This is a genomic window from Rahnella sikkimica (genome assembly GCF_002951615.1).
Classification (GTDB): domain Bacteria; phylum Pseudomonadota; class Gammaproteobacteria; order Enterobacterales; family Enterobacteriaceae; genus Rahnella; species Rahnella sikkimica.
This window is the reverse complement of record NZ_CP019062.1, coordinates 4,190,485-4,216,180: the sequence shown is the minus strand read 5'-3', so window position 1 is coordinate 4,216,180 and position 25,696 is coordinate 4,190,485. Positions and strand designations below refer to the sequence as shown.

Below are 25,696 nucleotides of genomic sequence, written 5' to 3'. Positions count from 1 at the left end.
CAGCATGGCAAAGGATACACAACAGCAGCCATCACTCTCATTACAGATTTTGAATGGTAATGAACTGGAAAGTGGTCGGGCGGCAAAATGCCTTTTCAATACGGACGGCGGTGATATTGGTCATGCAGAAAACTGCCACTGGTCAATACAGGATCGGCAGAAAACCATCGGGGAAAAATGCTGTGTTATCAGCTGGCATGATGGCGCTTTTTGCATGCAAAGCTTCGCCAGGAATCTGCAGATAAACCAGTCTGGCGTCGCCCAAAACTCTGGGCTGATTCGCCTCAGACAAGGGGACGAAATCCACATCGGCTCTCTTCGCATGAAAGCGCAGTTTCATCTTGGTGATGAGGTGAACTATGACATGCAAAATGCCACACCAGAAACCATCGTAATGAATCGCGATCAGTTGACAGAAACGCTGTTAACGACTGACGGGCAGCCAGCTTACCAAAACACCCTACCTTATCGTGAAACGGCACCGACGTTAGTTAACAGCTTTTCTCAGGATCCGCTTGCCGCTCTGCAAAAGGAAAGTCTGACCACTCTCCATGCCGAATTCTCTGCTTTCGATGATCCTTCTTATATGCAGTATTCCCACCGGATCCATCCGGCCGCGCCGGGTTCTGATATCGCCCCAAGAGGCGGAATAGATAACCCTTTTATGGACTTACCAGACACGCGAAATGACCCGTATTCCCCCACGGAAGATGACGTTAACCGTCAGAAAAATGATCTGACTTATCGGCATGTCGCCATCACACCGCTGATGCGCGGATTGGGCCATGCGGTTCCTTTAAATAATTCCCAAGATGCGGATGATTTTTTAGAAGAAATTGGCCGTACGTTACAAGCCGCAGTGAAAGGGTTACTCGATTTGCAATTTCAACAAAACAGCCTTTCCGACAAGCATCTGCGTCCTTTAGAAGACAATCCCTTACGCCTGAATCTGAATTACGAATCGGCTCTGAGCGTGTTATTTGCCGATCAAAAAAGCCCGGTGCACTTGTCAGCGCCAGCCGCTGTTTCAGAAAGCCTCCGCAATATGAAATTGCATAACCAGGCGAATCAGATAGCCATCGTTGAAGCCCTGCGAATGATGCTTGATGCCTTTTCACCAGAGCAATTGATGCATCGTTTTGCGCAGTACCGCCGCAGCCACGAACACCGGCAGGAGATGGATGACGCGTGGGCGTGGCGCATGTACTGCAACTACTACGCGGAACTGGCATCAAGCCGCCAGCTCGGTTTTGAGAAACTCTTCAACGAAGTGTACGCCCAGGTTTATGACCGTGTATTGCGCCAGGCGAACCGGGAGACAAGCACATCATGAGATGGCGTTTTCTCTTGTCAATCTCACTGATATGCCTGATGTGTGGCGCTATCACAGGTTGCCAGACCATTAAAAAAATAGGCCAGGTTATCGGTGATCCTGACATTAAGGTGGGTGAAAACGCGGCGCAACCTTCGGACATGACCGTCATGTTGCTGACTGAACCCAACATCAATCCTAATGACAGTGGCGAGCCTTCCCCGGTGAGCATCCAGCTCATTTATATGAGTGAAGATTCAAAACTTAGGCAAGCCGATTTCGATCAGATCACCACCAACAAACTGGATGACGTTCTGGGCAAAAACTACATCGATCACCAGGATTTCAATTTACTGCCAGACACCATGAAAACATTACCGCTCACGAAATTAGAGCCGACCACACGTTATATCGGCGTGGTGGCCTATTTCTCTGACGATCAGGTAACCGAATGGAAATCCATTGAGCGCGTTACAGGCATCGGCCACCACTACCACCTGCTGGTCCATGTCCGTGACAACAGTATCGAAATAAAAAATGAGGATGAATGATCGTGGCAACCATGAAAAATAAAGTGATCTGGCAGGAAGGGCTGTTTGTGAAGCCTCAGCATTTTCAGCAGCTTCAGCGTTATAACGACTATGTGGTTCACAATCGTTTGTCAGCTATCAGCAATTTTAACTGGGGATTTACCGAACTCGATATTGATGAAACACAGCTCAAGCACGGCAAAATCAGTATCAACAAAGCCACCGGCTCCATGCCAGACGGCACCGTATTTAGCATTCCAGATCAAGATATTCTGCCTGTTCCGCTGCTCATAAGTGGCATGGCTTCCGCCATCAGTCGGGATATTTTCCTGGTTTTCCCCATTATCAGTGACGTCATCAATGAAGTGGAAGGCATGCACAGTGCCGGGCAAAGCTCCGGGCGATACCGGATCAATTACAGTGATGTTCGCGACCTGCACACCAATGAAGGCGACGCCAGCCAGCTGGCATTAGGCCAACTGATCCCGCGCTTAATGAGCACGGCAGAAGATTTGAGCGCCTGGGTCATGGTCCCGGTATGTCGCATCAAAAATCGTCATGCCGATGGACGTATTGAGCTGGATCCCGATTTTATTCCGGGCTGCCAGACCGTTCAGTCCAGCGCGACATTACGCCGATATCGGGATGAAATAACCTCGGCGCTGGCCAGCAGAGCCTCAGAGCTGGCCAGCCGGATTGGCTCCCCTTCGCAACAGGGGATCGCTGATGTTGCTGAATTTATGATGTTGCAAATGTTCAACAGAAATCAGACGAAATTTACTCACCGGGCGGCATTATCGACGCTGCATCCGGAAGCGTTTTATCTTGACCTTATCTCACTGTATGGCGAGCTGGTGACATTTACTGAAGACACCCGTTTACCCGAAAAGCTTGGATCCTACCGGCACGATAACCTGACCGCGACGTTCGACCAAATAATGCCACGCCTGCGAAAAGCGCTGGGAACCGTTCTCGCACCAAGAGCGATGAACCTGCCATTTAGCTTCATGGATGGCATCTTCGTGGCTCTCGTGAATGACGCCACGCTACTTCAATCGGCTAACTTTGTACTGGCGGTCAAATCTCAGTTGCCACATGAGATATTGCAACGCCAGTTCATTCAGCAATCGAAGATCAGCTCGGTCGAAAAAATACGCAATGTCGTCAGCGTTCAGGTTCCGGGCGTGCCGTTAGTCGTACTCTCAACCGCTCCCCGGCAGATCCCTTACCACGCCAATTACGTCTACTTCTCTCTGGATAAAAACAGCCCTGCCTGGACAGAAATAGTGAAACAAAACGGCATTGCGCTGCACGTATCGGGATCATTCCCTGAACTGGATTTGCAGCTCTGGGCAATAAGAGGATAACGCAATGAGCGAGATGCCATCAGTTTCAGCTATCCCCCCGGAAGACGTCAGTGAAGAAGGCCAGCGCCAGTATCACCTGACATTACGTGGCAACAGCCTGAATACCATGATTGACGCCGCCACTCCGCTGCTGGGGATGGTGCTTCGCCTGAAAAGCATGAGCAGCCGTGGATTGCCTGAGCATCTCTTTGGTCAGGTAGTCACGGACATTCGCGCCATCGAGCAGCTTTTGCAAAATCACAGTTACGAGCCGGGCACGATCATCTCTTTCCGTTACGTGCTGTGTACGTTTATTGATGAAACAGCGCTGGGTCAGGGCTGGTCGGCACAGAATGATTGGATCAAACAGTCCTTGCTGGTGCATTTCCATAATGAAACCTGGGGCGGGGAAAAAGTTTTTATTCTGCTGGAAAGGCTGATGGGAGAACCCAAACGATATCAGGATCTTCTGGAGTTCTTATATCTGTGCTTTTCACTCGGTTTTCGCGGGCGTTACAAAGTCAGTGCTCAAAATAACGACGAGTTTGAGCAAATTTTTCATCGTCTTCATCACATCCTGCATCAGCTCCGGGGCGAAAGCGCTTTCCCCTTGCTTCATCAGAATAAGAAAGGGGCAAATGGCGCTTACCGTCTGATCCAGCGGATGAGTATTAAGCATCTTCTGGCGGGTGGCGTCGCCATTTTGGTTGTGACCTACCTGTTCTATTTACTTCGTCTGAATACACAGACTCAGGACATTTTGCTTCAACTGAACAACCTACTGAGATAGGAAAAAGGAGTTTTCTATGATCCAGATAGACTTACCCGTATTAGTCAACCGGCTGAATATCTTATCAAAGCAGTCATTAGAATTGGCTGCCGCTGAATGTGTGACCCGGCAGGCAATGGAAATCACCGTTGCTCAGGTACTGTCGCAAATGCTGATGTCCCCACGCAGCGATGTACGCGTCATCATCGAACAAACCGACATCGATATTGATGAACTTCATGATGCACTCGGTTTAGCCGGGGAAGGTCGGAGTCACGCAGCCGACAGTTACCCCAGTTTTTCGCCACTGCTGGTCGAATGGCTAAAGGATGCGTGGCTTCTGGCTTCTGCAGAAATGCAGCTTTCGCAATTACGCGGGGGCATACTCCTCCTCACCTTGCTTCATAGCCCGCTCCGTTATGTTCCCGCTGATGCTGCGCAACTGCTGACACGCATTAATCGCGATTTGCTGAAGCTGGAATTTTCCAGCTGGACGAAAAACTCTGCGGAATCAGTCATTTTACATGATGAGATGCCAAGCCATAGCCTGACCTCGGGCGAAGAGAGTCTTCTGGCTCGCTATTCCAGTAATGTCACCGATGACGCGCGCAATGGAAAACTTGATCCCGTCCTGTGCCGCGATAATGAAATTGATCTGATGATCGATATTTTATGTCGCCGGAGAAAAAATAATCCGATTGTGGTCGGTGAGGCTGGCGTCGGCAAAAGCGCACTGATTGAAGGTCTGGCATTACGTATGGTCGCAGGTCAGGTGCCTGAAAAACTGCAAAATACGGAACTGGTGACGCTGGATTTAGGTGCACTTCAGGCAGGCGCTTCCGTAAAAGGGGAGTTCGAAAAGCGCTTCAAAGGCATCATGACCGAAATCAAACAATCTGCGACGCCGGTGATCTTATTCATTGATGAAGCCCATACACTGATTGGCGCAGGCAATCAGCAGGGCGGCCTGGACATTTCCAACCTGCTTAAACCTGCCCTCGCCCGTGGCGAACTGAAAACCATAGCCGCAACGACCTGGAGCGAATACAAAAAATACTTCGAAAAAGACGCGGCACTTTCAAGACGATTTCAGCCCGTGAAGGTCACCGAACCGACTGCCGCAGAGGCCACAATTATTCTGCGCGGTCTGGCCTCCGTCTATGAAGAATCCCATGGTGTGCTGATTGACGATGAAGCGTTACAGGCAGCGGCAACTCTCAGCGAACGTTATCTGTCAGGCCGCCAGCTTCCGGATAAAGCCATTGATGTGCTCGACACCGCGTGCGCGCGGGTGGCGATTAACCTTTCCTCTCCTCCGCGGCAGATTTCTGCGCTCACGACGTCCAGACATCAATATGAAGCGGAAATTCGTCAGTTAGAACGCGAACAGCGCATAGGTTTGCATCAGAACAATACGCGCCTGAATGAATTACATCAGCTTCATGAAGAAACCCAGATTCAGCTGAATGAACTGGATATTGGCTGGAAGCATCAGCGCGATTTAGTGCATCGGATAATCTCACTGCGCCACGAATTCTTAAGCATGACGGATGCTGAATCGCAGAGCGAAGTGATGCCGGAAAAACACGAAAAACTGACGGTGCTAATGGCTGAACTGGATGACCTGCATCAGACCCGAACGCTGGTATCACCCCATGTCGATAAAAACCAAATCGCTGCCGTTATTGCTGAATGGACAGGCGTACCGCTTAACCGTTTATCGCAAAGCGAGATGGCGCTGATCACCGAACTTCCTGTCTGGCTCGGTGAAAAAATCAAAGGTCAGTCACTGGCGATTGCGCATTTACATAAACATCTTCTGACCGCAAGAGCCGACTTGCGCCGACCCGGCCGCCCGTTAGGCGCGTTTTTACTGGCAGGCCCAAGCGGGGTCGGCAAAACTGAAACCGTGCTGCAACTGGCTGAATTACTGTTCGGCGGTCGCCAGTACCTCACCACGATTAACATGTCCGAATTTCAGGAAAAGCATACCGTCTCACGTCTGATTGGCTCGCCTCCGGGCTATGTCGGTTACGGCGAAGGAGGCGTTCTGACGGAGGCCATCCGCCAAAAACCTTATTCAGTCGTCCTTCTCGATGAAGTTGAAAAAGCCCATCCCGATGTCTTGAATCTTTTCTATCAGGCATTCGATAAAGGCGAAATGGCCGACGGTGAAGGCCGTCTGATTGACTGCAAAAACGTGGTGTTCTTCCTTACCTCAAATCTGGGTTATCAGGTGATTGTTGAACATGCTGGTCATCCGGAGCAACTGCATGATGAGCTGTATCCGATTCTGGCCGATTTCTTCAAACCTGCCCTGCTGGCACGCATGGAAACCATCCCGTTCCTGCCGTTATCCAGCGAAACCTTAATCACGATTATTGCGGCAAAACTGGGAAGGCTGGAGACGCTGCTCAATCAGCGGTTTGGCGCAGACGTGGTAATCGATGCTGAAGTCAGTGACGAAATTATGCTGCGGGTTACACGCGCTGAAAACGGCGCCCGTATGCTGGAATCCGTTATCGACGGCGAAGTATTGCCCCCTTTGTCTCTGTTATTGCTACAAAAACTCGCCGCCGGCTCTGCCATCAGCCGCGTCAGTATTGGCGTCGCCGCACATCGTTTCACGGCGGATATTCAGGAAACGCTTACCGGGAATGAAGGCGAGTTATGCGTGGAGTAATACTGGTCTTCTTGTTGCTGCCTTTGGCCTCAGGTCAGGCACTTTCTGAGACGTTAAAACCTGAGCTCAGCCCGGCAGAAGCAACGCTCAAAGCGATGTCCTCTTGCCGGGCTGAGCCCGCATCGCTCGAGCGTCTTGATTGCTATGACCAGTTATTAACCCCGGTGTATCCGGATTTTTCCGGAGCACTGGTCAGGGCCAAAGTACAAGGCGAAGCCTGGCAGCGGGCATTTGCTCAGGAAGCGCAGCGTGACGATCACTCAACCCAATTTCTGACAAGAATAACCGAAGGTGACCGACCGTCGGTGGTGATCACAACGCCCGCGCTGGGGAGTCTGCCCCCGCGCCCCGTGCTGATATTCAGCTGTATCGACAATATCACCCGTATGCAGATCGCATTACCCAAACCGCTCGATAGCCAGCCAGACATGGTGATGACCACGGAAAAAATTCACGTTGATGCCCGCTGGTTCCTGCGTGAAAACGATTCGCTGCTGGAGTCCAGCCGTGGGCTTCCCGGAATTGATGAGATTAAGCAACTCTTCGGTGCGAAAACGCTGACGGTGACATTTAACACGTCAGCGCATAAGGCGTCAGCAAACAAAATTACCGCGATCTCGTCACTGACTTTCAATATCAGCGATCTGGATAAGGCGCTGGGGCCAATGAGAGTGGCCTGTCACTGGGCGGACGAGTAATACCGATTTCTAAAGGGAATTTTCATGGACACACAGACATCAGGTGCATGGTTCGGACAGGTACTTGCTTCATTACCGGAAGAAAAGATTCGTTCGGCGGTAAGCGAAACCAATCCTGACTGGGAATACATTGACAGTGAAATGGTCAAGCTGGGTTCGCTGACGCATGGTCAGCTCGATATTGTAGAAATTCAGCAGAAAGCATTGAAATTACTGATGACTGAAAGCAAAGATTTCCGGCTGATGGTTCATCTTTTACGCACATTGCAACATGGCGGAAAAGCGGCTGAACTGCTTTTCGCGCTTCAGCTCCTGACAAAGTATACCGGGCAGTTTTGGTTGCAGGCATGGCCGCAGAAAACTGTTCATAAAAATCGTTTCGCACAACAAGTGCTTAAACGGTTTGAGACGGCAGCCGCCAGTTTTGCCAACGACGCCGATCACACTCAGCGTGATGCCTTGCTGAGCGAACTTGCGCATCTTGTACAGGTCTGGAAGCAGCAGGATAGCGTGTTACTTTCGCAATCTGCTGATGCACTCATCACGCTTTATGAGCGCCGGATACAAGAACACACCGCGGAGGCCGCAGCCCGGCTGGCAGCACCTTCTCCAGCTCAGGATAAGAGTGACACAGGGGAGTTCAACCGGGCGCAAGATCAACATCCCGCAGCGACAGTGAGCATCGAAACGCATGATGATAAATCCTGGAGGCAGACGCTGCTGAAAGTTGCCGATGTGCTTTGCGAACGTCATCCGCAAAGTGCCACAGGTTACCGTCTGCGCCGCCACGCACTTTGGCAAAATATTGCCACCGCCCCTCAGGCAGAAAACAGCGGTCGAACCTCACTGGCCGCATTCCCCGCCGATATGATGGCGGATTATCAGGCCCGGCTTCCCGCTGCCACTCTCGAATTCTGGGAACAGGTTGAAAAAAGCCTCTTGCTGGCGCCGTACTGGTTTGACGGGCACCGCCTTTCATCTCGCATCGCTTTTCAGTTGGGGTATTTAGAAACGGCTGCTGCGATCCGTGACGAACTGAATCTTTTTATCAGCCGTATCCCTGCGTTAAGAAATTTGCAGTTCACCGATCTCACGCCTTTCTTGTGTGAACAGACCCATGAGTGGCTTGAGGAAGATCACACCTCGAAAGCGATTTCGGGCGTGTCTGCAACGCATGATGATGAAACCAATAACATCTGGCAGTGTTTTTCTGAGCAAGGACTGACTCCCGCCTTACTGCGACTCGAACAACTTCAGCAACAATCTTCCGGGCCGCGCCAGCTTTTTTACCAGCAATTTCTTGGCGTCCAGCTCCTTGAAAAAGCCGGTATGCAGGCTTCTGCCCAACAGCAATACAAAACTCTTCATCACACTGCACGCCAGATAACGTTGCCCGATTGGGAACCTGCGTTGCTTGAACAATTAAAAGTAAAAATCACGACGGAACAGTGACGTAAAACAGGAGTTTTAACGTGTTCAAAATATCAAAACCGGGTTTTCTCCGGGCATTAAAACCCACACTCAGACCAGCAATGCCGAGATTGAAGATCTCTGCGATGATCTTACTGATTATCGGATGGGTGCTCTCATTAGTTTGGATTTGGTGGAAAGGCCCATCCTGGACGCTGGGGGAGCAACACCCTCTGGCTCCACAGGCAAATCGCTGGCTGGCAACATCCGTTTGGGTGCTGATTGCGCTTGCCTGGCTGACATGGCGGGTTGTCAAACGACTCCAGCATCTCGAAGCCCTGCAGCGACAGCAACGCCAGCATGAAAAAGATCCGCTGAGTCTGGAAATTCATCAGCAACAGCGTCATCTGGATCGCTGGCTGCTGCGTTTGCAACGCCATCTGGCAAAACGTAATTACCTTTATCAGCTTCCGTGGTACATGGTTATCGGCGTTTCAGGCAGCGGTAAAACGACATTACTCCATGAAGGATATCCGTCAGATACGATCTATATTCCTGAAAAAGTACGTGGAGAAAATAACGCGACGTGGCAGATTTCCCCGCGCGTTGGCGAACATGCCATTATTTTTGATATTAATGGCAAGCTGATAGACCAGCCCGCCAGCGGTCTGGATGAAGCCAATGTCTACAACAGACTCTGGTCACACTGGTTGTCATGGTTAAGCCAGAACCGTCCCCGCCAGCCTCTTAACGGCATTATTCTTTCTCTGGATTTGCCGGAATTACTGACGGCAAGCAAACACCAGCGCGAACATCAGCTGACGATATTGCGCCAGCGGCTGCAGGATATCCGCCAGCATCTGCATTGCGAATTGCCGGTTTATTTAGTCCTGACAAAACTGGATTTACTGTACGGTTTCGCTCCGTTGTTTCAGCCGCTGGATAAGCAACAGCGCGATACCATTCTGGGCGTCACCTTCACTGACGGCTCCCACGAAAATGATCACTGGCGCGAAGAGTTACGGACATTCTGGCAGGAATGGATGCAACTTTTTAACAAGGCGCTGCCGGACTTATTACTCAGCCATGTGGAAAGCAGCCAGCGCAGTATGCTATTTAGCTTCAACCGCCAGATGCAGGGTATCAATGAATATCTTGAATCTCTGATTGGGAGCCTGCTGGCGGGCGATAATATGTCCGTCATGTTGCGGGGTGTTTATCTCACCTCCTCACTTCAGCGCGGGCAGGTTGACGATATATTTATTCAGTCTGCAGGGGCGCAATATCGGCTGGGTCAGACTGCGCTTTCCTCCTGGCCAATTGTAGAAACTCAGCCTTACTTCACCCGCAATTTATTTCCGCAGGTCTTACTTTCTGAACCCAATCTGGCCAGCGAAAACAGTGTCTGGCTCAACAAGAATCGCCGCAGACGAACTCTGTTTACGGCCATAGGGGGTGCCGCCATCGTGGCGTGTATCACCGGCTGGCACCATTACTACAACTCCAACTATCACGCAGGCGTTACGGTACTGGCGCAGGCAAAATCTTTTATGGATATCCCTCCGCCACAAGGTATTGATGAACTGGGTAATCTCCAGCTTCCGCTGCTTAATCCGATGCGCGATGCCACGCTGGCTTACGGTGATTATCGTGAACATAACGCGCTCACCAATATGGCGCTTTATCAGGGCGTAAAAATCGGCCCTTACGTCGAGAAAACCTATCTCCAGCTCCTTGAGCAACGCTTCTTACCGGCGCTGCTCAACGGACTGATTAAAGACCTGAACGCAGCTCCCCCCGGAAGTGAAAAAAAACTCGCCGTCTTGCGGGTGATCAGAATGCTGGAAGATAAAAGCGGCCGCGATAATAAAGTCGTCGAACAGTATATATCGCAGCGCTGGAGCGAACATTTCCACGGCCAGCGCGAACTTCAGACGCAACTGATGTCGCATCTTGATTACGCACTCGATCACACTGACTGGCGCGAACAGCGGGCTGACGGAGACAACGACGCGATAACCCGTTTTGTTCCTTACGACAAACCGATCGCCGCCGCGCAGCGTGAACTCAGCAAACTCTCTATTTACCAGCGTGTCTATCAGAGCCTGAGATCCAAAGCGCAAGGCGTGCTTCCGTCAGATCTCAACCTGCGGGACCAGATCGGACCGAGCTTCGACAAAGTCTTCGTGGCAAATAAAGAAGAAGATCTGGCGATCCCGCAGTTCCTGACCCGCTACGGGCTGCAAAGCTATTTCGTTAAACAACGCGACAGCCTGGTGGAACTCACCGCACTCGACAGCTGGGTGCTCAATATCACCAAAGATGTGACGTTCAGTGATGCCGACCGTGAGGAGATCCAGCGGCACATCACCGAGCAGTACGTCAGTGATTACACCGCAACCTGGCAGGCGGGAATGAACAATCTGGATATCCGTGAATACGAGGATATGCAGGCCGTTACCGATGCGCTGGAGCAAATCATCAGCGGTGACCAGCCGTTCTATCGTGCGCTGCAAACGCTGCGGGACAATACTCAGCTTCCGCCGCCGCCCGCCAATCTTCCGGACAAAGCGCGTGACGAAATGATGTCCTCACTCGATTTCCAGCTGCTCACGCGTTTAGGTCGTGATTTTGCCCCGGAAAACGGCGTACTCACGGAGACAAAAGACAAGGAAAGCACGCTGCAAACGGTCTATCAGCAACTGACCGAACTTCACCGTTACCTGCTGGCAATTCAGAACTCGCCGGTGCCCGGTAAATCTGCGCTTAAGGCGGTACAGATGCGGCTGGATCAGAACAACAGCGATCCGATTTTCGCTACCCGCCAGATGGCAAAAACCCTGCCCGCGCCGCTCAACCGCTGGGTCGGAAAGCTGGCCGATCAGGCCTGGCACGTCGTGATGATCGAGGCCGTTCACTACATGGAAGTTGAATGGAACGACAAAGTCGTTAAAACCTTCAACGAACAACTGGCGGACCGTTATCCGTTCAATCCGAATGCCACGCAGGATGCCTCACTCGACGCCTTTAACCGCTTCTTCAAACCCGACGGCGTACTCGACAGCTTCTACCAGCAAAACCTGAAGCTGTTTATCGAAAACAAACTCACCTGGGGTGAGGACGGCGATGTGCTGATCCGCCCTGACGTCCAGCAACAGCTGGAAACTGCGCAAAACATCCGTGAAACCTTCTTCACGCAGCAAAGCGCACTCGGCACGCAGTACGCGATCGAAACCACCGAACTGTCCTCCAATAAGCGGCGCAGCGTGCTGAATATGGACGGACAACTGCTCGATTACAGTCATGGCCGCAACTACACCGCGCATCTGGTCTGGCCCAATACCATGCGTGACGGCACCGAAAGCAAGCTCACGCTGGTCGGCAACGACAGCGGTTCACCGCGCAGCATCAGCTTCAGAGGGCCATGGGCGCAGTTCCGCCTGATTGATGCCGGAAACCTGACCAACGTAGAGGACGGCTCATTTGACGTTCGTTTCAGCGTCGACGGCGGTTACATGATTTACCGCGTGCATTTTGACACCCAGGACAACCCGTTCACCGGCGGTCTTTTCAGCGACTTCTCCCTGCCGGACACCTTGTATTAAAGGAATAACCCCGGCCGCCGTGCCGGGGTATTAAGGAAAAACCATGAGCGACGACACACACATCATCAAAATCGGCGACGATCCGCGCTTTTTACCGGAGTTCAGCGCGATACGCGAAGAGATCAACAAATCCAACCACCCTTCTCAACCGGAAGTGAACTGGCGGCTGATTGAGTCGCTGGCGCTGACGCTGTTTAAAAGCAACGGGGTCGATTTACATACCGCCACTTACTACACGCTGGCGCGCACCAAAATTAACGGTCTGGCCGGATTTTGCGAAGGCTGCGAACTGCTCGCCGGTCTTATCACCGCCGAATGGGCGAACTTCTGGCCGCAGAACCATCAGGCACGCACCGATATGCTGGAGTGGTTCAACACCCGCATCGGCAACATTCTGCGGAAAAATCCGTCCCTGGCACTCGGTGATATCCCGCTGCTTTATCGCACCGAGCACACCCTGCAGCTCATCTGCGACAAACTCCAGCAGGTAGAACTCCGGCGCATCCCACGGGTAGAAAACCTGCTCTATTTTATGCAGAACATCCGCAAGCGTAGGGAAGCCGAGCAGCAGGAACAAAGCGCGCAGGCTCATCATTACGTCTCACCGACGCTGGTCTATATGCCGGAACCCGCAACCTATTCAGAACCCGTCTATTCGCCGCTGCCCGGCATGGAGCCTGCACATCAGGCACCGAAAGTCGAAGTCCATTTTACCGGTTCCGGGAACAAAAAAAGCACGGCGCGGATGCCAGCCACCTGCGGTTTTCTGGCGGGTATAGCCTGCACGGCAATAGTCTTCGGAGGATTATGGTGGTGGCTGGTTATGCCCATGCAACAGCAAATTGCACTGGTTAACGATACCCCGCAGGGCGGCGCGGCGCTCTGGCTGACATCACCCGAACTGAACGTGTATCCCCAGCGCCTGAATCTTTTACTGAACGCATCACCGCTGCAGGCGCTGGAAACCGGCGAACACCTGACGAAAACCGCCGCCTCTGTCTGGCCTGAAAATGAGGTGCAACAACAGGCGACCGCGCGCTGGCGTAACACCCTCAAACTGCGCGCCGACAACAGCCCGGAGTTGCGAGGTTATCTTCAGGTTCAGCAAGATCTGCACGAGTTTGCCGCGCTGTTGCTGCAAAGGGAAAAAAGCAAAGAGGGCGTCACGCTTTCCTATCTCAAAACCGTCGCCTATCAGGCTGAGACGTTGCTCAATCAGGAAACACCGGTTGAAGCGTTATTAACCCAGCTCGAAGACGCCAAAAAGCAGAATAAAAATACGCAAACGTTAGAGAAACAAGTAAACGAAAGACTTGACGCGTTATCCAGCCGCTATCTGTTAATCAGGAATTTCGGTTTCCCGGATAATAACTCGCTAACCAACACATCTAACACTCATGACTAAATTAAAGGAATAACATCATGGCAAATCTTATTTACCTGACCCTCAACGGCCAAACCCAGGGATTGATCTCAGCAGGGTGTTCGTCTCTGGATTCAATTGGGAATAAGGCACAGATAGCACATCTGGATCAGATAATGGTTTATGAGTTGTCGCATATGATTGCCAGAGAGCAGAACACCAGTCATCAGCCAATAATCATCCAAAAACCTATAGATAAATCGTCACCACTTCTGGGAAAGGCTATTTACGAGAATGAATTACTGACCTGTATCTTTGATTTTTATCGCACAAATAGATTCGGTGTTAGTGAGTTATATTACAAGATCAAGTTAACTGAAGCGTCTATCAAAAACATTCGTTTACACAGTCCGAATGCGTTGAGAGAAAGTGGCGGACAGCCTGTTGAAATAATTGGAATAAATTACAAATCAATAACATGGGAACATATCCCAGGGGGGACTAGCGCTTATAGTTTCTGGGAAGACCGGGTCTTCTAAAGATTTGTCGATCGCATTTTACGATTTACATCAAGGTTATCTATAAAATAAACCATATCTATCAATAATAACACGACCATGAGTCATTACATTAAGTAATGGCTCGTGATTTTTAAAAACTTACGACGTTTCATAGACGAATAGCGTATTTATTATACCTGCTTGACCAATTGATTTTAACTACATATTCTTCAAATGGTTTTTTAACAAGGAGCTTATAGCATGTCCGTTTTATCACGTCCCAACGGGGATTTTTGGAGATTTCAAAATCGCCAGCCTTCTTCATACAATATCAGATGTCGACTTCAATTTTGATGCCCTGGCAAACGCTTTGGATTGCACCAAAGATTTATATGGTGTAGGAATTATTTACTCCGAAGACCAAAGGCAATATGTAGTAAGGTCGCCAAAAAATACTCGATCAGTTATTTATGTTGTCGTGACAAAAGTGCCACATGCTAGTCGTGAAATTGCAGAGGTGAAAATAAAAGAAACTGTAGCATCGCCTTCATTGAGTAAAGAAATTGCATCAGCGGCATTGTCATGTGGAGGTGTATTATTAACGATTGGCGCTGCTATATTAGGAACGGGGGCAATTCCATTTACCGCAGGAGCAAGTTCTGTAATGGTTGCGCTGGCTGTTGCAGGAACGGTTGCAACTGCCACCCAGTGTGTATTAGGCGTAGTTAGAATAATTGATATTACCGAAAATGGTGCCGAAGTTTCTACATGGTTGGATTCACAAAAGTGGTACTCGGCGACCTCAAATATATTAGATTTCATATCAGTTGCCTCTGCTGGCGCAGCCTTAAAAGGCGTACTAATAACGTATCGGACGATGAAAGCTGCATCATCACTGAGAGCAAGTCAATGGTTAAGAACTCTTCCCAGAGAGGAACGCGTACGCATCACGAAGGAAATCATTCGAAATAAAAACCCCGGAATATCTAATAAAGAAATAAAAGCATTTATTAAAGTCGGAAAATATCCTAAGCGCTTCCCAACTGACGGTATACAGAAGTCAATACAAGTACAATTATTGAATAGTTTAAACAGCATGTCAGCTTTTTCGGGGAGTGCTCTTTGGGGGGTAATCAATTCGCCAGGAAACTTAGTAGACACTGGAGAATATGTCGTCGGAATGATGCAACCTATTGAGGTTTTTGAATGAAAAAAATCATTGGCGTAACTTTTTATGATTTGATTAAGTATGGCTCTAACATAGATACGATTATAAAAAAAAATGACATGGAACTACTTAGTTCTAAGATAGAAACAAAAATGACGCACTTTACTACTGTTCTGTTTTTTCAGAAAAATTTCATCACCCTTTCCTCTGCTCTTTTTTTAATGATGATATCATGGATTTTCATTATCGTAACCGCATTAAAGGGAATAAACACTAAAGAATCACCAGGGCTTTACTTTGGATTATATATGCTAACTGTAATGCCATATGTGTTTTTTTACATAGCGTCTGTTTTTTTAATTGCAAGAGGAATAACACTCGGCCTAAAATTAATACATTTCACCTTCATGTTTATCTTGGTTATGGCAACTGTTTTTTCTTTATACTATCTAAATGAAATTTTTTTATCAGACGTTTTCAGCACAAGTGATGTTGTCAATGTCACACTAATAATCCTGCCTCTTTATTTCTGTCGTCTGATATTAAATACAAACCTGATCAAAACAGCAGTTTTGTGGACTATTAACGAGCGCGCCAGGAAGGAATATTTAAAATTATTCCTAGCTAATTATCAAAGCCCTCGAAAAAAGAGAAAACTGAGAGTTGGATGATCTAATCTTCACAATATTGCACATTAATTTATTGGGCGACACGCACCGATATGCTGGAATGGTTCAATCCCTGAATAGGCTATATCTGGTTAACGACACCCCGCAGGGCGGCGCGGCGCTCTGGCTGACATCACCCGAACTGAACGTGTATCCACAACGCCTGAACCGTTTGCTTAGTACATCCCCACTGCAAACACTGAAAACCGGTGAACGCCTGACGAAAACCGCCGCCTCAGTCTGGCCTGAAAATGAGGTGCAACAACAGGCGACAGCACGCTGGCGTAACACCCTCAAACTGCGCGCCGATAATAGCCCGCAACTGCGAGGTTATCTTCAGGTTCAGCAGGATTTACATGAATTCGCAGCCCTGCTGCTGCAAAGGGAAAAAAGCAAAGAGGGCGTCACGCTTTCCTATCTCAAAACCGTCGCCTATCAGGCTGAAACGTTGCTCAATCAGGAAACACCGCTCGAGGCTTTATTAACGCAGCTCGAAGAGGCCAAAAAGCAGAATCAAAATACGCAAACGTTAGAAAAACAAATAAACAAAAGAATTGACGCGTTATCCAGCCGCTATCTGTTAATCAGGAATGTCGGTTTCCCAGATAATAACTCGCTAACCAACACATCTAACACTCATGACTAAATTAAAGGAATAACATCATGGAAAATCTTATTTACCTGACCCTCAACGGCCAAACCCAGGGATTGATCTCAGCAGGATGCTCATCGCAGGATTCTATTGGGAATAAGGCACAGATAGCACATCTGGAACAGATAATTGTTTATGAGTTATCGCATATGATCCATAGACAACAAAACGTTAATCATCAGCCGTTGAACATTACAAAGCTTGTCGATAAATCATCACCTTTATTAGGCAAAGCCATTTCCGAAAACGAGATACTTGTGTGTGATTTTGATATTTACCGTACTAATAAATTCGGCATTAATGAACAGTATTACAAGATGAAGCTTACAGGCGCAAGGATTAGCGATATTCACCTGATATTCCCACACTCATTAGTCAATAACAATAACCAACCACAGGAACGAATTTCACTCTCATATGAAACTATTACATGGGAACATAGTTCGGCTGGTACAAGCTCGTACAGTTTTTGAAAGGATAGAGTGATGTAATCAAAAAGTAATAATGTCATTAAGTGGCTGGATATTTACCCAGCCACCTCAAGTATTTTGAATTAATTATCTTCACCACCCATAAATCAAGCAGGATTACTGTTTAACATCGTTATTGTATCCATAACCTTTCTTCCAGGGGATAACGCCGTTCAAACCATAACACTTAGTTTTATCCTTTACGTAGTAAATACCTGAAAAAATACTACTGGAAGCGCATGGATGGTATGAAGAAAAGGCAAATACAATACTTATAATCGGACTACAGAAAACGGAAAGAAAGAATATTATGCATATAGAAACCCCGAATTTATTAACGTATTTCATCATTACAGGGTGGACTTTTTTATCTTTTGTGAAAAAGCAACTAATCAAAAGAATTTCAATCGAGAGAACCATAGGCATAGATATCAATATAGGCAAACTCCTCCAGTTATAATATATAATATCCTCACCAATGAATAACCTGACAATATCTCTGACACAATTAGGAACAAAGAAATATAAAATCAAATTCAGAGCAACAATACCACCAATGATATAAGAAAAATGTTTTATTTTCTCAGCCATGTTAAAATCCAAAATGGTATGTAGAAATGAAAGGGGAAACATTTTTCATATTCCAATTTTCAACAGCATAGCGTTCATGCACCCCTTGTTTTATAAAGTATTTTAATTTATCTGATAACTGATGATTTTCGTCAAGAACCGCTAATCCATATGAAATCCCAAAACCTACGACGACAACAAGAAAAATTCCAAGAGAGAGCGGTAGTGTTAAGCCCGTAGCCAGAGCAATTCCACTAGCAATTGCAACTGCAAGCTGTGTGATATAAATAGTAACGAGGATTTTTGCGGCATCCATGCTAATATCACCAATGAAATCTCTAGCACTATATCTATCCTTGAATATTAATTCAAAAGCACGGTATGCTAGCGAAAAATAAATACAAAATCTCGCACCAGCCATGATCCCGGTTTTGACTCCAGCAGTTCCAATTCCTAATTCTAAAACTTGCGGGTTATTAATCCCATATCTAGTCCCTGTAAGTATACGACGAACCCCAGGATAACCAGTAACTTTTATATATTTGACCCCACCAGAATTGTATGGAATTGCTTTAATACCTAATCCTTTAAAATTGAAAATCAACTTATCAACGTCATTGTAATATGACGTTAACTTATTTATGTTACTCATACCATCAAATACATCTTTTATATTTCCCGCATAGGTAGTCACCGGATCAACTCCGATAAGAAGCTCATTTAAAATGGTATCAGCTTCATCAAGTGTTAGTAACATCATATGTTTTGTGTTTTTTTCTAACTCCTCACCCAACTTCAAAGTATCAATGATGTACTCATGTTTCGGTACAAGTTGATTAATCGGCACATTGCCACGCAGGTAATCACCAAGATATCCCGCTCCGGTTGAAGACCGTCTCAGTTCGTCAGGTAAAGTACGTACGCCAAGTTCGTTTTTCATTTAATGACATCCCAATTATTTAATGATGAGATATCCATAATACGCTCAAATAATTTCTAATTTTTGATCTGCATTAGAGTTATGAAAATACCAAAATAAATATAAATTAAATGTAAAATGGTTGATGATGAATTCATCAACCTCATGAATACCCCACTATTAATAAAACATTTTATATAAATAAATAATAATTAAAATTCGACTTGAGGATAAATCACGACAAAGAATCATGAAGTATTATTATATTTTAACGATAATCTATGATTAATTAATATAGAAGCATCTATAAGCTAAATGGGAAAGATACTCTGAGATGTGAGGGATCCTCAAACCCTTATCAACACTTCATCATAAATGATGAACTGCTTTCTTCGGCCAATAAAAAAGGCCACCGTCTCCGGCAGCCCTTTATCTTTTATTCGGACATTGTGATTCGATTAATGACGTTTCCCGTCATCATCTTCATCGACGAAATCTTCGTCTTCGCCTTCCTCACCTTCTTCGTCGTCATCGCCTTCGAAGTAAGTGCCCCAACCGTCGTAGTTGACACCGTTGGCTTCGGCCAGATTCATCAGCTGTTCAACCTGAGCGTCGATCAGTTCCGCTTTCAGCGCGATTTCGCTGATTACGTCACAACACATCAGTACAGAACCGTCTTCGACTTCTAACTCTTCAGGGTCAGTGACTTCGTAACCCAGCTTAAAAGCTTCAACCGCCGCTTTCTCCAGAACTTCGAACTTCTCTGAAGATAAATGATGTTCAATGGTGTAAAGCGCGTCAGGATCGCTGCCATCGTCCAGCAGCTCTTCGATGATTAAGCGAGTCTCTTCACGTTGTTCGTCCAGCAATTCACGGTTTGCCATATCTCAGTCCTCAATCAATGTGACGTTTGACCACTATTTTCACACACCACAGGGCGCGCCTCCACTATAAACGACAAAGTTTTTGCTTCGGGGTTGTAATTGCATATTCATACAGTTAAATTGAATTTAAATTCAATCCGAAATGCTAACGCGCTATGGAGCGACATCATGAGTTTGTTGAGTAAACGTCATTTTCTCAGGTTACTGGATTTTACCCCGTCAGAGATTTCGTCCCTGCTGAAACTCTCCGCAGAATTAAAAGCCGCTAAGAAAAACGGCACCGAGAAGGCCAGCCTGCAAGGCAAAAACATCGCGCTCATCTTCGAAAAAGACTCAACACGCACCCGATGCTCTTTCGAAGTTGCCGCATACGATCAGGGGGCGAAAGTCACCTATCTCGGCCCAAGCGGCAGCCAGATTGGCCATAAAGAATCCATGAAAGATACCGCCCGTGTGCTTGGCCGGATGTATGACGGTATTCAGTATCGTGGTTACGGTCAGGATAAAGTGGAAATACTGGCGCAATACGCCGGTGTCCCGGTCTGGAACGGTCTGACTAACGAATTCCACCCAACCCAGTTGCTGGCGGATTTGCTTACCATGCAGGAACATCTGCCGGGCAAGCCGCTGAAAGGGATGCGTCTGGCCTATCTGGGCGATACCCGCAACAACATGGGCAACTCACTACTGGAGGCGGCGGCGCTATGCGGGCTGGATTTGCGCCTGGTTGCGCCTTCGGCCTGCTGGCCGGAAGCCGAACTGGTCGCCACCTGCGAACATCTGGCAAAAGAAAACGGCGGCAGCATCACTTTGACGGAAGATATCGCGACCGGCGTGAAGGATGCCGATTTCCTGTATACCGACGTTTGGGTATCGATGGGAGAGCCGAAGGAAGTCTGGAAAGAACGTATTAATCTGCTGCGTGCATATCAGGTTAACAGTGCGATGCTGGCGCTGACCGGCAATCCGAAGGTGAAGTTCCTGCATTGTCTGCCTGCGTTTCACGATGACCAGACCACACTCGGCAAGCAAATGGCGGAAGAATATGGCCTGCACGGCGGCATGGAAGTCACCGATGAAGTGTTCGAATCAAGCCACAGCGTGGTCTTCGATCAGGCTGAAAACCGTCTGCACACCATCAAAGCCGTGATGGTCGCCACCCTCGGCAACGTCTGATTTTATCCGGCATCATTTTGCGACAAGCCAAAGTGATGCCGTTTTATTCCCCCGGAATCCTCTGCTATATCGCCTTCCCGCCGCCCACGCCCCGTATTTTCAGCTAACCTTTTCAGAGCGCTGTTATTTTTCATACAAAAAGAATGCTGTAAGAAGGAACCGCTATGAGCTCAGTTAATCTTGAGTATGTCCTGCGGCTGGAAAGTCTTTTAAGCCGGATTTACCCCAGAGAACACATTGCTGACCTGCTGAAAAAAATCCTGCATCTTGCTGAAAAATGGAATTACGGTAAACACCGCACGACAAGCTGGGTCGATGGCACCCAGATTTACCTGATCACCTACGGCGACAACATTCGTCACGGCGAGCAACCGCCGCTGGCGACCTTAAACCATTTTGCCAATACCCATCTGCGCGAAATCATCAGCGACATCCACATTCTGCCGATGTATCCCTACAGCTCGGACGACGGTTTCAGCGTTATTGATTACCGGCGGATCGATGAACATCTCGGCGGCTGGTCCGATATTCATCACCTTTCAGCAAATTTCAATCTGATGTTCGACTGCGTGATCAACCACATCTCACGCTCCAGCGAATGGATGAAAGGCTATCTGCACGACGATCCGTATTACAAAGATTACTTTATTGCCTCGAACCCCGAGCTGGATTACAGCCGCGTGGTGCGTCCGCGCGCCTCGCCGCTGCTGACGCCTTTCATTAAAGCCGACGGCACCGAACTGTATCTGTGGACGACGTTCAGCGAAGATCAGGTGGATATCAATTTCAAAAATCCGCAGGTTCTGCTGGAGAGCATCGACGTACTGTTGCAGTACGCGGCCAGCGGCGGCCAGTCGATCCGCCTCGACGCCATCGGGTATGTCTGGAAAGAAGTGGGTACGCGATGCATTCATATGCCCCAGGCGCACAACATCATTAAAGTCTGGCGCACGATCCTCGACGAAGTGATCCCCGGCACACGGCTCATCACGGAAACCAACGTGCCGCATCACGAAAACATCAGCTATTTCGGTGAAGGTGATGAAGCGCATATGGTGTATCAGTTTCCGCTACCGCCGCTGACGCTCTACGCCTTTTTACGTCAGGACACCACGACCCTGACACAATGGGCGCAAAGCCTGAATGCAGAAGCGCGCTATCCGGACACCACGTATTTCAACTTTCTGGCGAGCCACGACGGCATTGGCCTGCGCCCGACGGAAACCTTTCTCACCGACGATGAACGCAAATATATGGCGCAGGAAACACTGCGCAAAGAAGGCCGCGTCTCGTATAAAGACAACGGAGACGGCACGCATTCGCCGTACGAGCTGAATATTAATTACCTGAGCGCGCTGACCGAACCGGAAGATGATGTTGACCTGAAAGCCCGTAAATTCCTGGCGGCGCAGGCGTTGTTGCTTTCGTTTATCGGCGTCCCGGCGATTTACATCCACAGCCTGCTCGGCAGCGAGAACGATCTCGATGGTATGCATCAGTCCGGGATCAACCGCCGCATCAACCGTAAAAAGCTGGAACTGGGCACGCTGGAAGCTGAACTTGAGAAAAAAGACAGCCTGCGTTCCCGCGTGTTTTACGGCTTAGAGGAACTGATTAAACACCGCCGCGCGCATCCGGCATTCTCGCCGCAGTCTGGACAGCGCGTGTTTGATCTGGGCAAATCGTTATTCGCCATGGAACGTTATGATCCGAAAAGCGAAGATCGGATCACCTGCGTGTTTAACATCAGCGATCATTCACAAGTGCTCAAGCTTGCAGTGGAAGGTAAAGATCTGATTGGCGGAGAAGTGTTTAACGGCCAAATGCGGCTCCAGCCGTGGCAGGTGGTGTGGATCAAACACAAACTCAAAGCGCCAGAACGTCTCGGCAGGCTGCGTCGCTGGCGGATGAAATTGTTTAAACGAACAAAACGTTAAACAAACAAGGCCTTAAGAAGACAGCGTGTTGACGTCCATTTTGACAACCGCTTTGCGCACGTTGGCCGGTTCGCCGACGGCGCACAGCGGTTTATGCACTTCGCCCGGATAAAACACCACAAAATCGCCAGCCTGCATAATCATGGTTTTTTCCTGCTCGCCGGCAGCCAGAAACGCGATGTCTTTATCTTCCAGCCAGTCGGTATCAATGTAGCCCGCCGGAAGGTTGCTGAACGTCATCCCTTCCGTCCCGTTCAGGACAATCTGGATATCCAGATAACGGGCATGAAACTCCGCACGGCGTTCTTCCTGGGGTGCCGTTGAATCGTTAGAAATCAGAACAAACGCGTCATTGCCGCGGATATCGTGTTTACCCAGCGGTGTTTGTGCCGTGATATTTTTCTTCACATACTCAATGGCTTCGCGCAGTTCAGCGGGCAGATAAGGCACTAAATGCAGTTGATGGATGTTTCCGGTGATCATGGGTTTCCCTTCGCTAAAGTAAAAATGAAATGATGTTTCAATGTCGCAACATCATAATGTACTCCGGTTTCCCACCCTTTGATCCAGTTAACAGTTTTGGCCTCCGCTTCTGCCTGTAGCCAACCGTTTGCTTTCGGCTATTTTTCCGCTTGATGTCGCCGGTGACGCGCGTATAATGCGCCACAATTTGCCGGGAGAACCTATGAACAATTGCCGCGTTTTGTGCTCAGATGATCGACCAAACACCGTGCCATCAGGCAGCCCGCTGCCGTTGTTCTTCCGTGGTATTACCGTTTTATTGAAAGCCCCTCATTGAAGGGGCTTTTTTTTGTCCGGAATTTAAGAACATCGGTTTTTGAGCGCATTTCTTTTAAGAACAAAGAAACAGGAGAATGACTATGGCCAATCCGCTCTATCAAAAAGACATCATTTCTATCAACGATCTCAGCCGCGAGGAGCTGGAGCTGGTACTCGACACTGCCGCCAGCCTGAAAGCGAATCCGCAACCGGAATTGTTGAAACACAAAGTGATCGCCAGTTGTTTCTTCGAAGCCTCAACCCGCACGCGCCTGTCGTTTGAGACGTCCATGCATCGTCTCGGGGCCTCCGTCGTCGGTTTCTCGGACAGCAGCAATACGTCGCTCGGCAAAAAAGGCGAGACGCTGGCCGACACCATCTCGGTAATCAGCACTTACGTGGATGCCATCGTGATGCGCCACCCGCAGGAAGGCGCGGCGCGTCTGGCGACAGAATTCTCCGGCGGCATTCCGGTTCTCAACGCCGGTGACGGCGCGAACCAGCACCCGACGCAAACCTTGCTGGATTTGTTCACCATTCAGGAAACGCAGGGGCGTCTCGATAACATCAAAATCGCGATGGTCGGCGACCTGAAATATGGCCGCACGGTTCACTCCCTGGCGCAGGCGCTGGCGAAATTTAACGGCAACCGCTTCTACTTTATCGCGCCCGACGCGCTCGCCATGCCGGGCTATATTCTGGCGCTGTTGGAAGAGAAAGGCATCGAATACAGCCTGCACAGCAGCATCGATGAAGTCGTGCCGGAAATCGACATTCTGTACATGACCCGCGTACAGAAAGAGCGTCTGGACCCGTCTGAATACGCCAACGTCAAAGCGCAGTTTGTCCTGCGCGCGGCAGATCTGAACGGCGCTCAGCCGCACCTGAAAGTCCTGCATCCGCTGCCACGCATCGACGAAATCACGCCGGATGTCGATAAAACGCCCTACGCCTGGTATTTCCAGCAGGCCGGTAACGGGATTTTTGCGCGTCAGGCTTTACTGGCGCTGGTGTTGAACGCAGAGACTACACAGTCAGCTTGAGGAGAAAACGATCATGACTCACGACAATAAACTTCAGGTTGAAGCCATCAAATGCGGCACGGTGATCGACCATATTCCGGCACAGGTCGGCTTTAAATTACTGTCACTGTTTAAATTTACGCAGACAGAACAACGCGTTACCGTCGGCCTGAATTTGCCTTCCGGCGAGCTTGGCCGCAAAGATATTATCAAAATAGAAAACACCTTCCTGACCGACGAACAGGTTAATCAGCTGGCGGTCTATGCCCCGCGCGCGACGGTGAACCGCATTGATAATTACGACGTCGTGAAGAAGCTGATGCCGACGCTGCCGGACCGCATCATCGGTGTTTTACGCTGCCCGAACGGCAACTGCATCAGCCGTTTTGAACCGGTGGATTCCAGCTTTGCGGTAAAACAGCGTGCAGATGGCGTGCATCTGAAATGCAAATACTGTGAGAAAGAGTTCGAACATCAGGTTGTGCTCAACAACGACTGAGCAGGTATACTGGTGGCTGAATTTTCCCCCCTAACCCAAAATCAGGAGACGTTATGTCCCGCGAAATCAGCACTGAAAACGCACCCGCCGCAATCGGTCCTTATGTTCAGGGCGTGGATCTGGGCAGCATGATCATCACTTCAGGCCAGATCCCTGTTGATCCTAAAACCGGTGCCGTGGCCGACGACATCGCCGCTCAGGCGCGTCAGTCTCTGGAAAACGTTCAGGCTATCGTTGAAGCCGCTGGCCTGAAAGTGTCAGACATCGTGAAAACCACCGTTTTCGTGAAAGATCTGAATGACTTCGCCACCGTTAACGCCACGTATGAAGCGTTCTTCACCGAGCACAAAGCGCCTTTCCCGGCCCGTTCGTGCGTTGAAGTTGCCCGTCTGCCAAAAGACGTAAAAATCGAAATCGAAGCCATCGCCGTCCGCCGTTAATCGCGCCAGCCGCACGTCGAGCAGACCAGCCTCCGGGCTGGTTTTTTTTCGCCTGTGCGTTCCGGTTTCTTATGTTTTTCTGCCACCAGTGGCGGTTGCTTCATCAGCGACCATACTTACCGTAAGCCGACCATTTTTGCCCTCTTTTCACTCAGCCTGAAACTTTTCTGCACCTAAACAGGGCGCTCTGACCTCTTTTTCCCTGATTTTCAGCAGGTTTTGCACGCTGGCACACTTTATGCCTGATCTTCATTGTTATTGAACGATTCAATTGCGGCCTGTCCAGTTTGTGAGG

General features: G+C 49.0%; 23 protein-coding genes. 19 read left to right on the top strand and 4 right to left on the bottom strand.

Annotation, left to right across the window (positions count from 1 at the left end):
- The first annotated feature begins 4 nt into the window (after positions 1-4).
- The 14 genes from tagH (at position 5) to BV494_RS19420 (ending at position 17,177) form a co-directional block, all read left to right on the top strand.
- Positions 5-1,333 carry a type VI secretion system-associated FHA domain protein TagH gene (gene tagH, locus BV494_RS19485; RefSeq protein ID WP_104924323.1) on the top strand — a complete coding sequence of 443 codons (1,329 nt, stop codon included), beginning with the start codon at positions 5-7 and terminating at the stop codon, positions 1,331-1,333.
- The gene (gene tssJ / locus BV494_RS19480) at positions 1,330-1,863 is read left to right on the top strand and encodes a type VI secretion system lipoprotein TssJ (RefSeq protein WP_104924322.1); all 534 of its coding nucleotides are present in this window, start codon (positions 1,330-1,332) and stop codon (positions 1,861-1,863) included. Before tagH ends, tssJ begins: the two co-directional genes overlap by 4 nt.
- Before the next feature lie 2 nt (positions 1,864-1,865).
- Positions 1,866-3,209, top strand: a complete 1,344-nt coding sequence (tssK, locus tag BV494_RS19475; RefSeq protein WP_104924850.1) for a type VI secretion system baseplate subunit TssK — start codon at positions 1,866-1,868, stop codon at positions 3,207-3,209.
- A 4-nt stretch (positions 3,210-3,213) separates the two neighbouring features.
- On the top strand, positions 3,214-3,978 hold the full coding sequence (gene icmH / locus BV494_RS19470; protein ID WP_104924321.1) for a type IVB secretion system protein IcmH/DotU: 765 nt from the start codon (positions 3,214-3,216) through the stop codon (positions 3,976-3,978).
- 16 nt (positions 3,979-3,994) lie between these two features.
- Positions 3,995-6,640 (top strand): type VI secretion system ATPase TssH, encoded by a 2,646-nt coding sequence (gene tssH / locus BV494_RS19465; protein ID WP_104924320.1) that lies wholly within the window; start codon positions 3,995-3,997, stop codon positions 6,638-6,640.
- Positions 6,628-7,338 (top strand): type VI secretion system-associated protein VasI, encoded by a 711-nt coding sequence (gene vasI, locus BV494_RS19460; RefSeq protein ID WP_104924319.1) that lies wholly within the window; start codon positions 6,628-6,630, stop codon positions 7,336-7,338. Before tssH ends, vasI begins: the two co-directional genes overlap by 13 nt.
- A gap of 24 nt (positions 7,339-7,362) precedes the next feature.
- Positions 7,363-8,790 (top strand): type VI secretion system protein TssA, encoded by a 1,428-nt coding sequence (tssA, locus tag BV494_RS19455; RefSeq protein ID WP_104924318.1) that lies wholly within the window; start codon positions 7,363-7,365, stop codon positions 8,788-8,790.
- 80 nt (positions 8,791-8,870) lie between these two features.
- Positions 8,871-12,353, top strand: coding sequence for a type VI secretion system membrane subunit TssM (gene tssM, locus BV494_RS19450; protein ID WP_104924317.1), 3,483 nt, complete (start codon positions 8,871-8,873; stop codon positions 12,351-12,353).
- Between the two features lie 43 nt (positions 12,354-12,396).
- Positions 12,397-13,758, top strand: a complete 1,362-nt coding sequence (locus BV494_RS19445; RefSeq protein WP_104924316.1) for a VasL domain-containing protein — start codon at positions 12,397-12,399, stop codon at positions 13,756-13,758.
- Between the two features lie 17 nt (positions 13,759-13,775).
- The gene (locus BV494_RS19440; protein ID WP_104924315.1) at positions 13,776-14,255 is read left to right on the top strand and encodes an Hcp family type VI secretion system effector; all 480 of its coding nucleotides are present in this window, start codon (positions 13,776-13,778) and stop codon (positions 14,253-14,255) included.
- Between the two features lie 169 nt (positions 14,256-14,424).
- Positions 14,425-15,426, top strand: coding sequence for an Ssp4 family T6SS effector (gene ssp4, locus BV494_RS19435; protein ID WP_501207388.1), 1,002 nt, complete (start codon positions 14,425-14,427; stop codon positions 15,424-15,426).
- Positions 15,423-16,055, top strand: a complete 633-nt coding sequence (locus BV494_RS19430) for a hypothetical protein (RefSeq protein WP_104924313.1) — start codon at positions 15,423-15,425, stop codon at positions 16,053-16,055. Before ssp4 ends, BV494_RS19430 begins: the two co-directional genes overlap by 4 nt.
- Positions 16,056-16,113: 58 nt before the next feature.
- A complete protein-coding gene (locus BV494_RS19425; RefSeq protein WP_104924312.1) occupies positions 16,114-16,698 on the top strand; it encodes a VasL domain-containing protein in 585 nt (194 codons plus the stop codon).
- A 17-nt stretch (positions 16,699-16,715) separates the two neighbouring features.
- Positions 16,716-17,177, top strand: a complete 462-nt coding sequence (locus BV494_RS19420; RefSeq protein WP_104924311.1) for an Hcp family type VI secretion system effector — start codon at positions 16,716-16,718, stop codon at positions 17,175-17,177.
- A 114-nt stretch (positions 17,178-17,291) separates the two neighbouring features.
- Here BV494_RS19420 and BV494_RS19415 read toward each other — a convergent pair whose 3' ends face one another.
- The 3 genes from BV494_RS19415 to rraB form a co-directional block, all read right to left on the bottom strand.
- Complete coding sequence (locus tag BV494_RS19415) at positions 17,292-17,765, bottom strand: DUF1240 domain-containing protein (protein WP_104924310.1); 474 nt, start codon at positions 17,763-17,765, stop codon at positions 17,292-17,294.
- Position 17,766: 1 nt separating this feature from the next.
- Positions 17,767-18,684 (bottom strand): hypothetical protein, encoded by a 918-nt coding sequence (locus BV494_RS19410; protein WP_226789988.1) that lies wholly within the window; start codon positions 18,682-18,684, stop codon positions 17,767-17,769.
- 437 nt (positions 18,685-19,121) lie between these two features.
- The gene (rraB, locus tag BV494_RS19405) at positions 19,122-19,547 is read right to left on the bottom strand and encodes a ribonuclease E inhibitor RraB (RefSeq protein WP_104924309.1); all 426 of its coding nucleotides are present in this window, start codon (positions 19,545-19,547) and stop codon (positions 19,122-19,124) included.
- Positions 19,548-19,715: 168 nt separating this feature from the next.
- Between rraB and argF the strand changes: the two genes are divergently transcribed.
- Together argF and BV494_RS19395 are read left to right on the top strand one after the other, a co-directional pair.
- Positions 19,716-20,723: an ornithine carbamoyltransferase gene (gene argF, locus BV494_RS19400; protein WP_104924308.1), complete on the top strand. Its 1,008-nt coding sequence runs from the start codon at positions 19,716-19,718 to the stop codon at positions 20,721-20,723.
- Positions 20,724-20,887: 164 nt separating this feature from the next.
- On the top strand, positions 20,888-22,660 hold the full coding sequence (locus BV494_RS19395) for an alpha-amylase family glycosyl hydrolase (protein WP_104924307.1): 1,773 nt from the start codon (positions 20,888-20,890) through the stop codon (positions 22,658-22,660).
- Between the two features lie 12 nt (positions 22,661-22,672).
- On the opposite strand, the gene BV494_RS19390 is transcribed toward BV494_RS19395, so the two are convergent.
- Positions 22,673-23,143, bottom strand: coding sequence for a NanQ anomerase/TabA/YiaL family protein (locus tag BV494_RS19390; RefSeq protein ID WP_104924306.1), 471 nt, complete (start codon positions 23,141-23,143; stop codon positions 22,673-22,675).
- Positions 23,144-23,541: 398 nt separating this feature from the next.
- Here BV494_RS19390 and pyrB point away from each other — a divergent pair, with 398 nt between their 5' ends.
- Genes pyrB through ridA form a run of 3 tightly spaced genes read left to right on the top strand, consistent with a single transcriptional unit; the run spans position 23,542 to position 25,401 of the window.
- The gene (gene pyrB / locus BV494_RS19385; RefSeq protein ID WP_104924305.1) at positions 23,542-24,483 is read left to right on the top strand and encodes an aspartate carbamoyltransferase; all 942 of its coding nucleotides are present in this window, start codon (positions 23,542-23,544) and stop codon (positions 24,481-24,483) included.
- A gap of 13 nt (positions 24,484-24,496) precedes the next feature.
- A complete protein-coding gene (pyrI, locus tag BV494_RS19380; protein ID WP_104924304.1) occupies positions 24,497-24,961 on the top strand; it encodes an aspartate carbamoyltransferase regulatory subunit in 465 nt (154 codons plus the stop codon).
- A gap of 53 nt (positions 24,962-25,014) precedes the next feature.
- The gene (ridA, locus tag BV494_RS19375; protein ID WP_101075009.1) at positions 25,015-25,401 is read left to right on the top strand and encodes a 2-iminobutanoate/2-iminopropanoate deaminase; all 387 of its coding nucleotides are present in this window, start codon (positions 25,015-25,017) and stop codon (positions 25,399-25,401) included.
- The last annotated feature ends 295 nt before the right edge of the window (positions 25,402-25,696 follow it).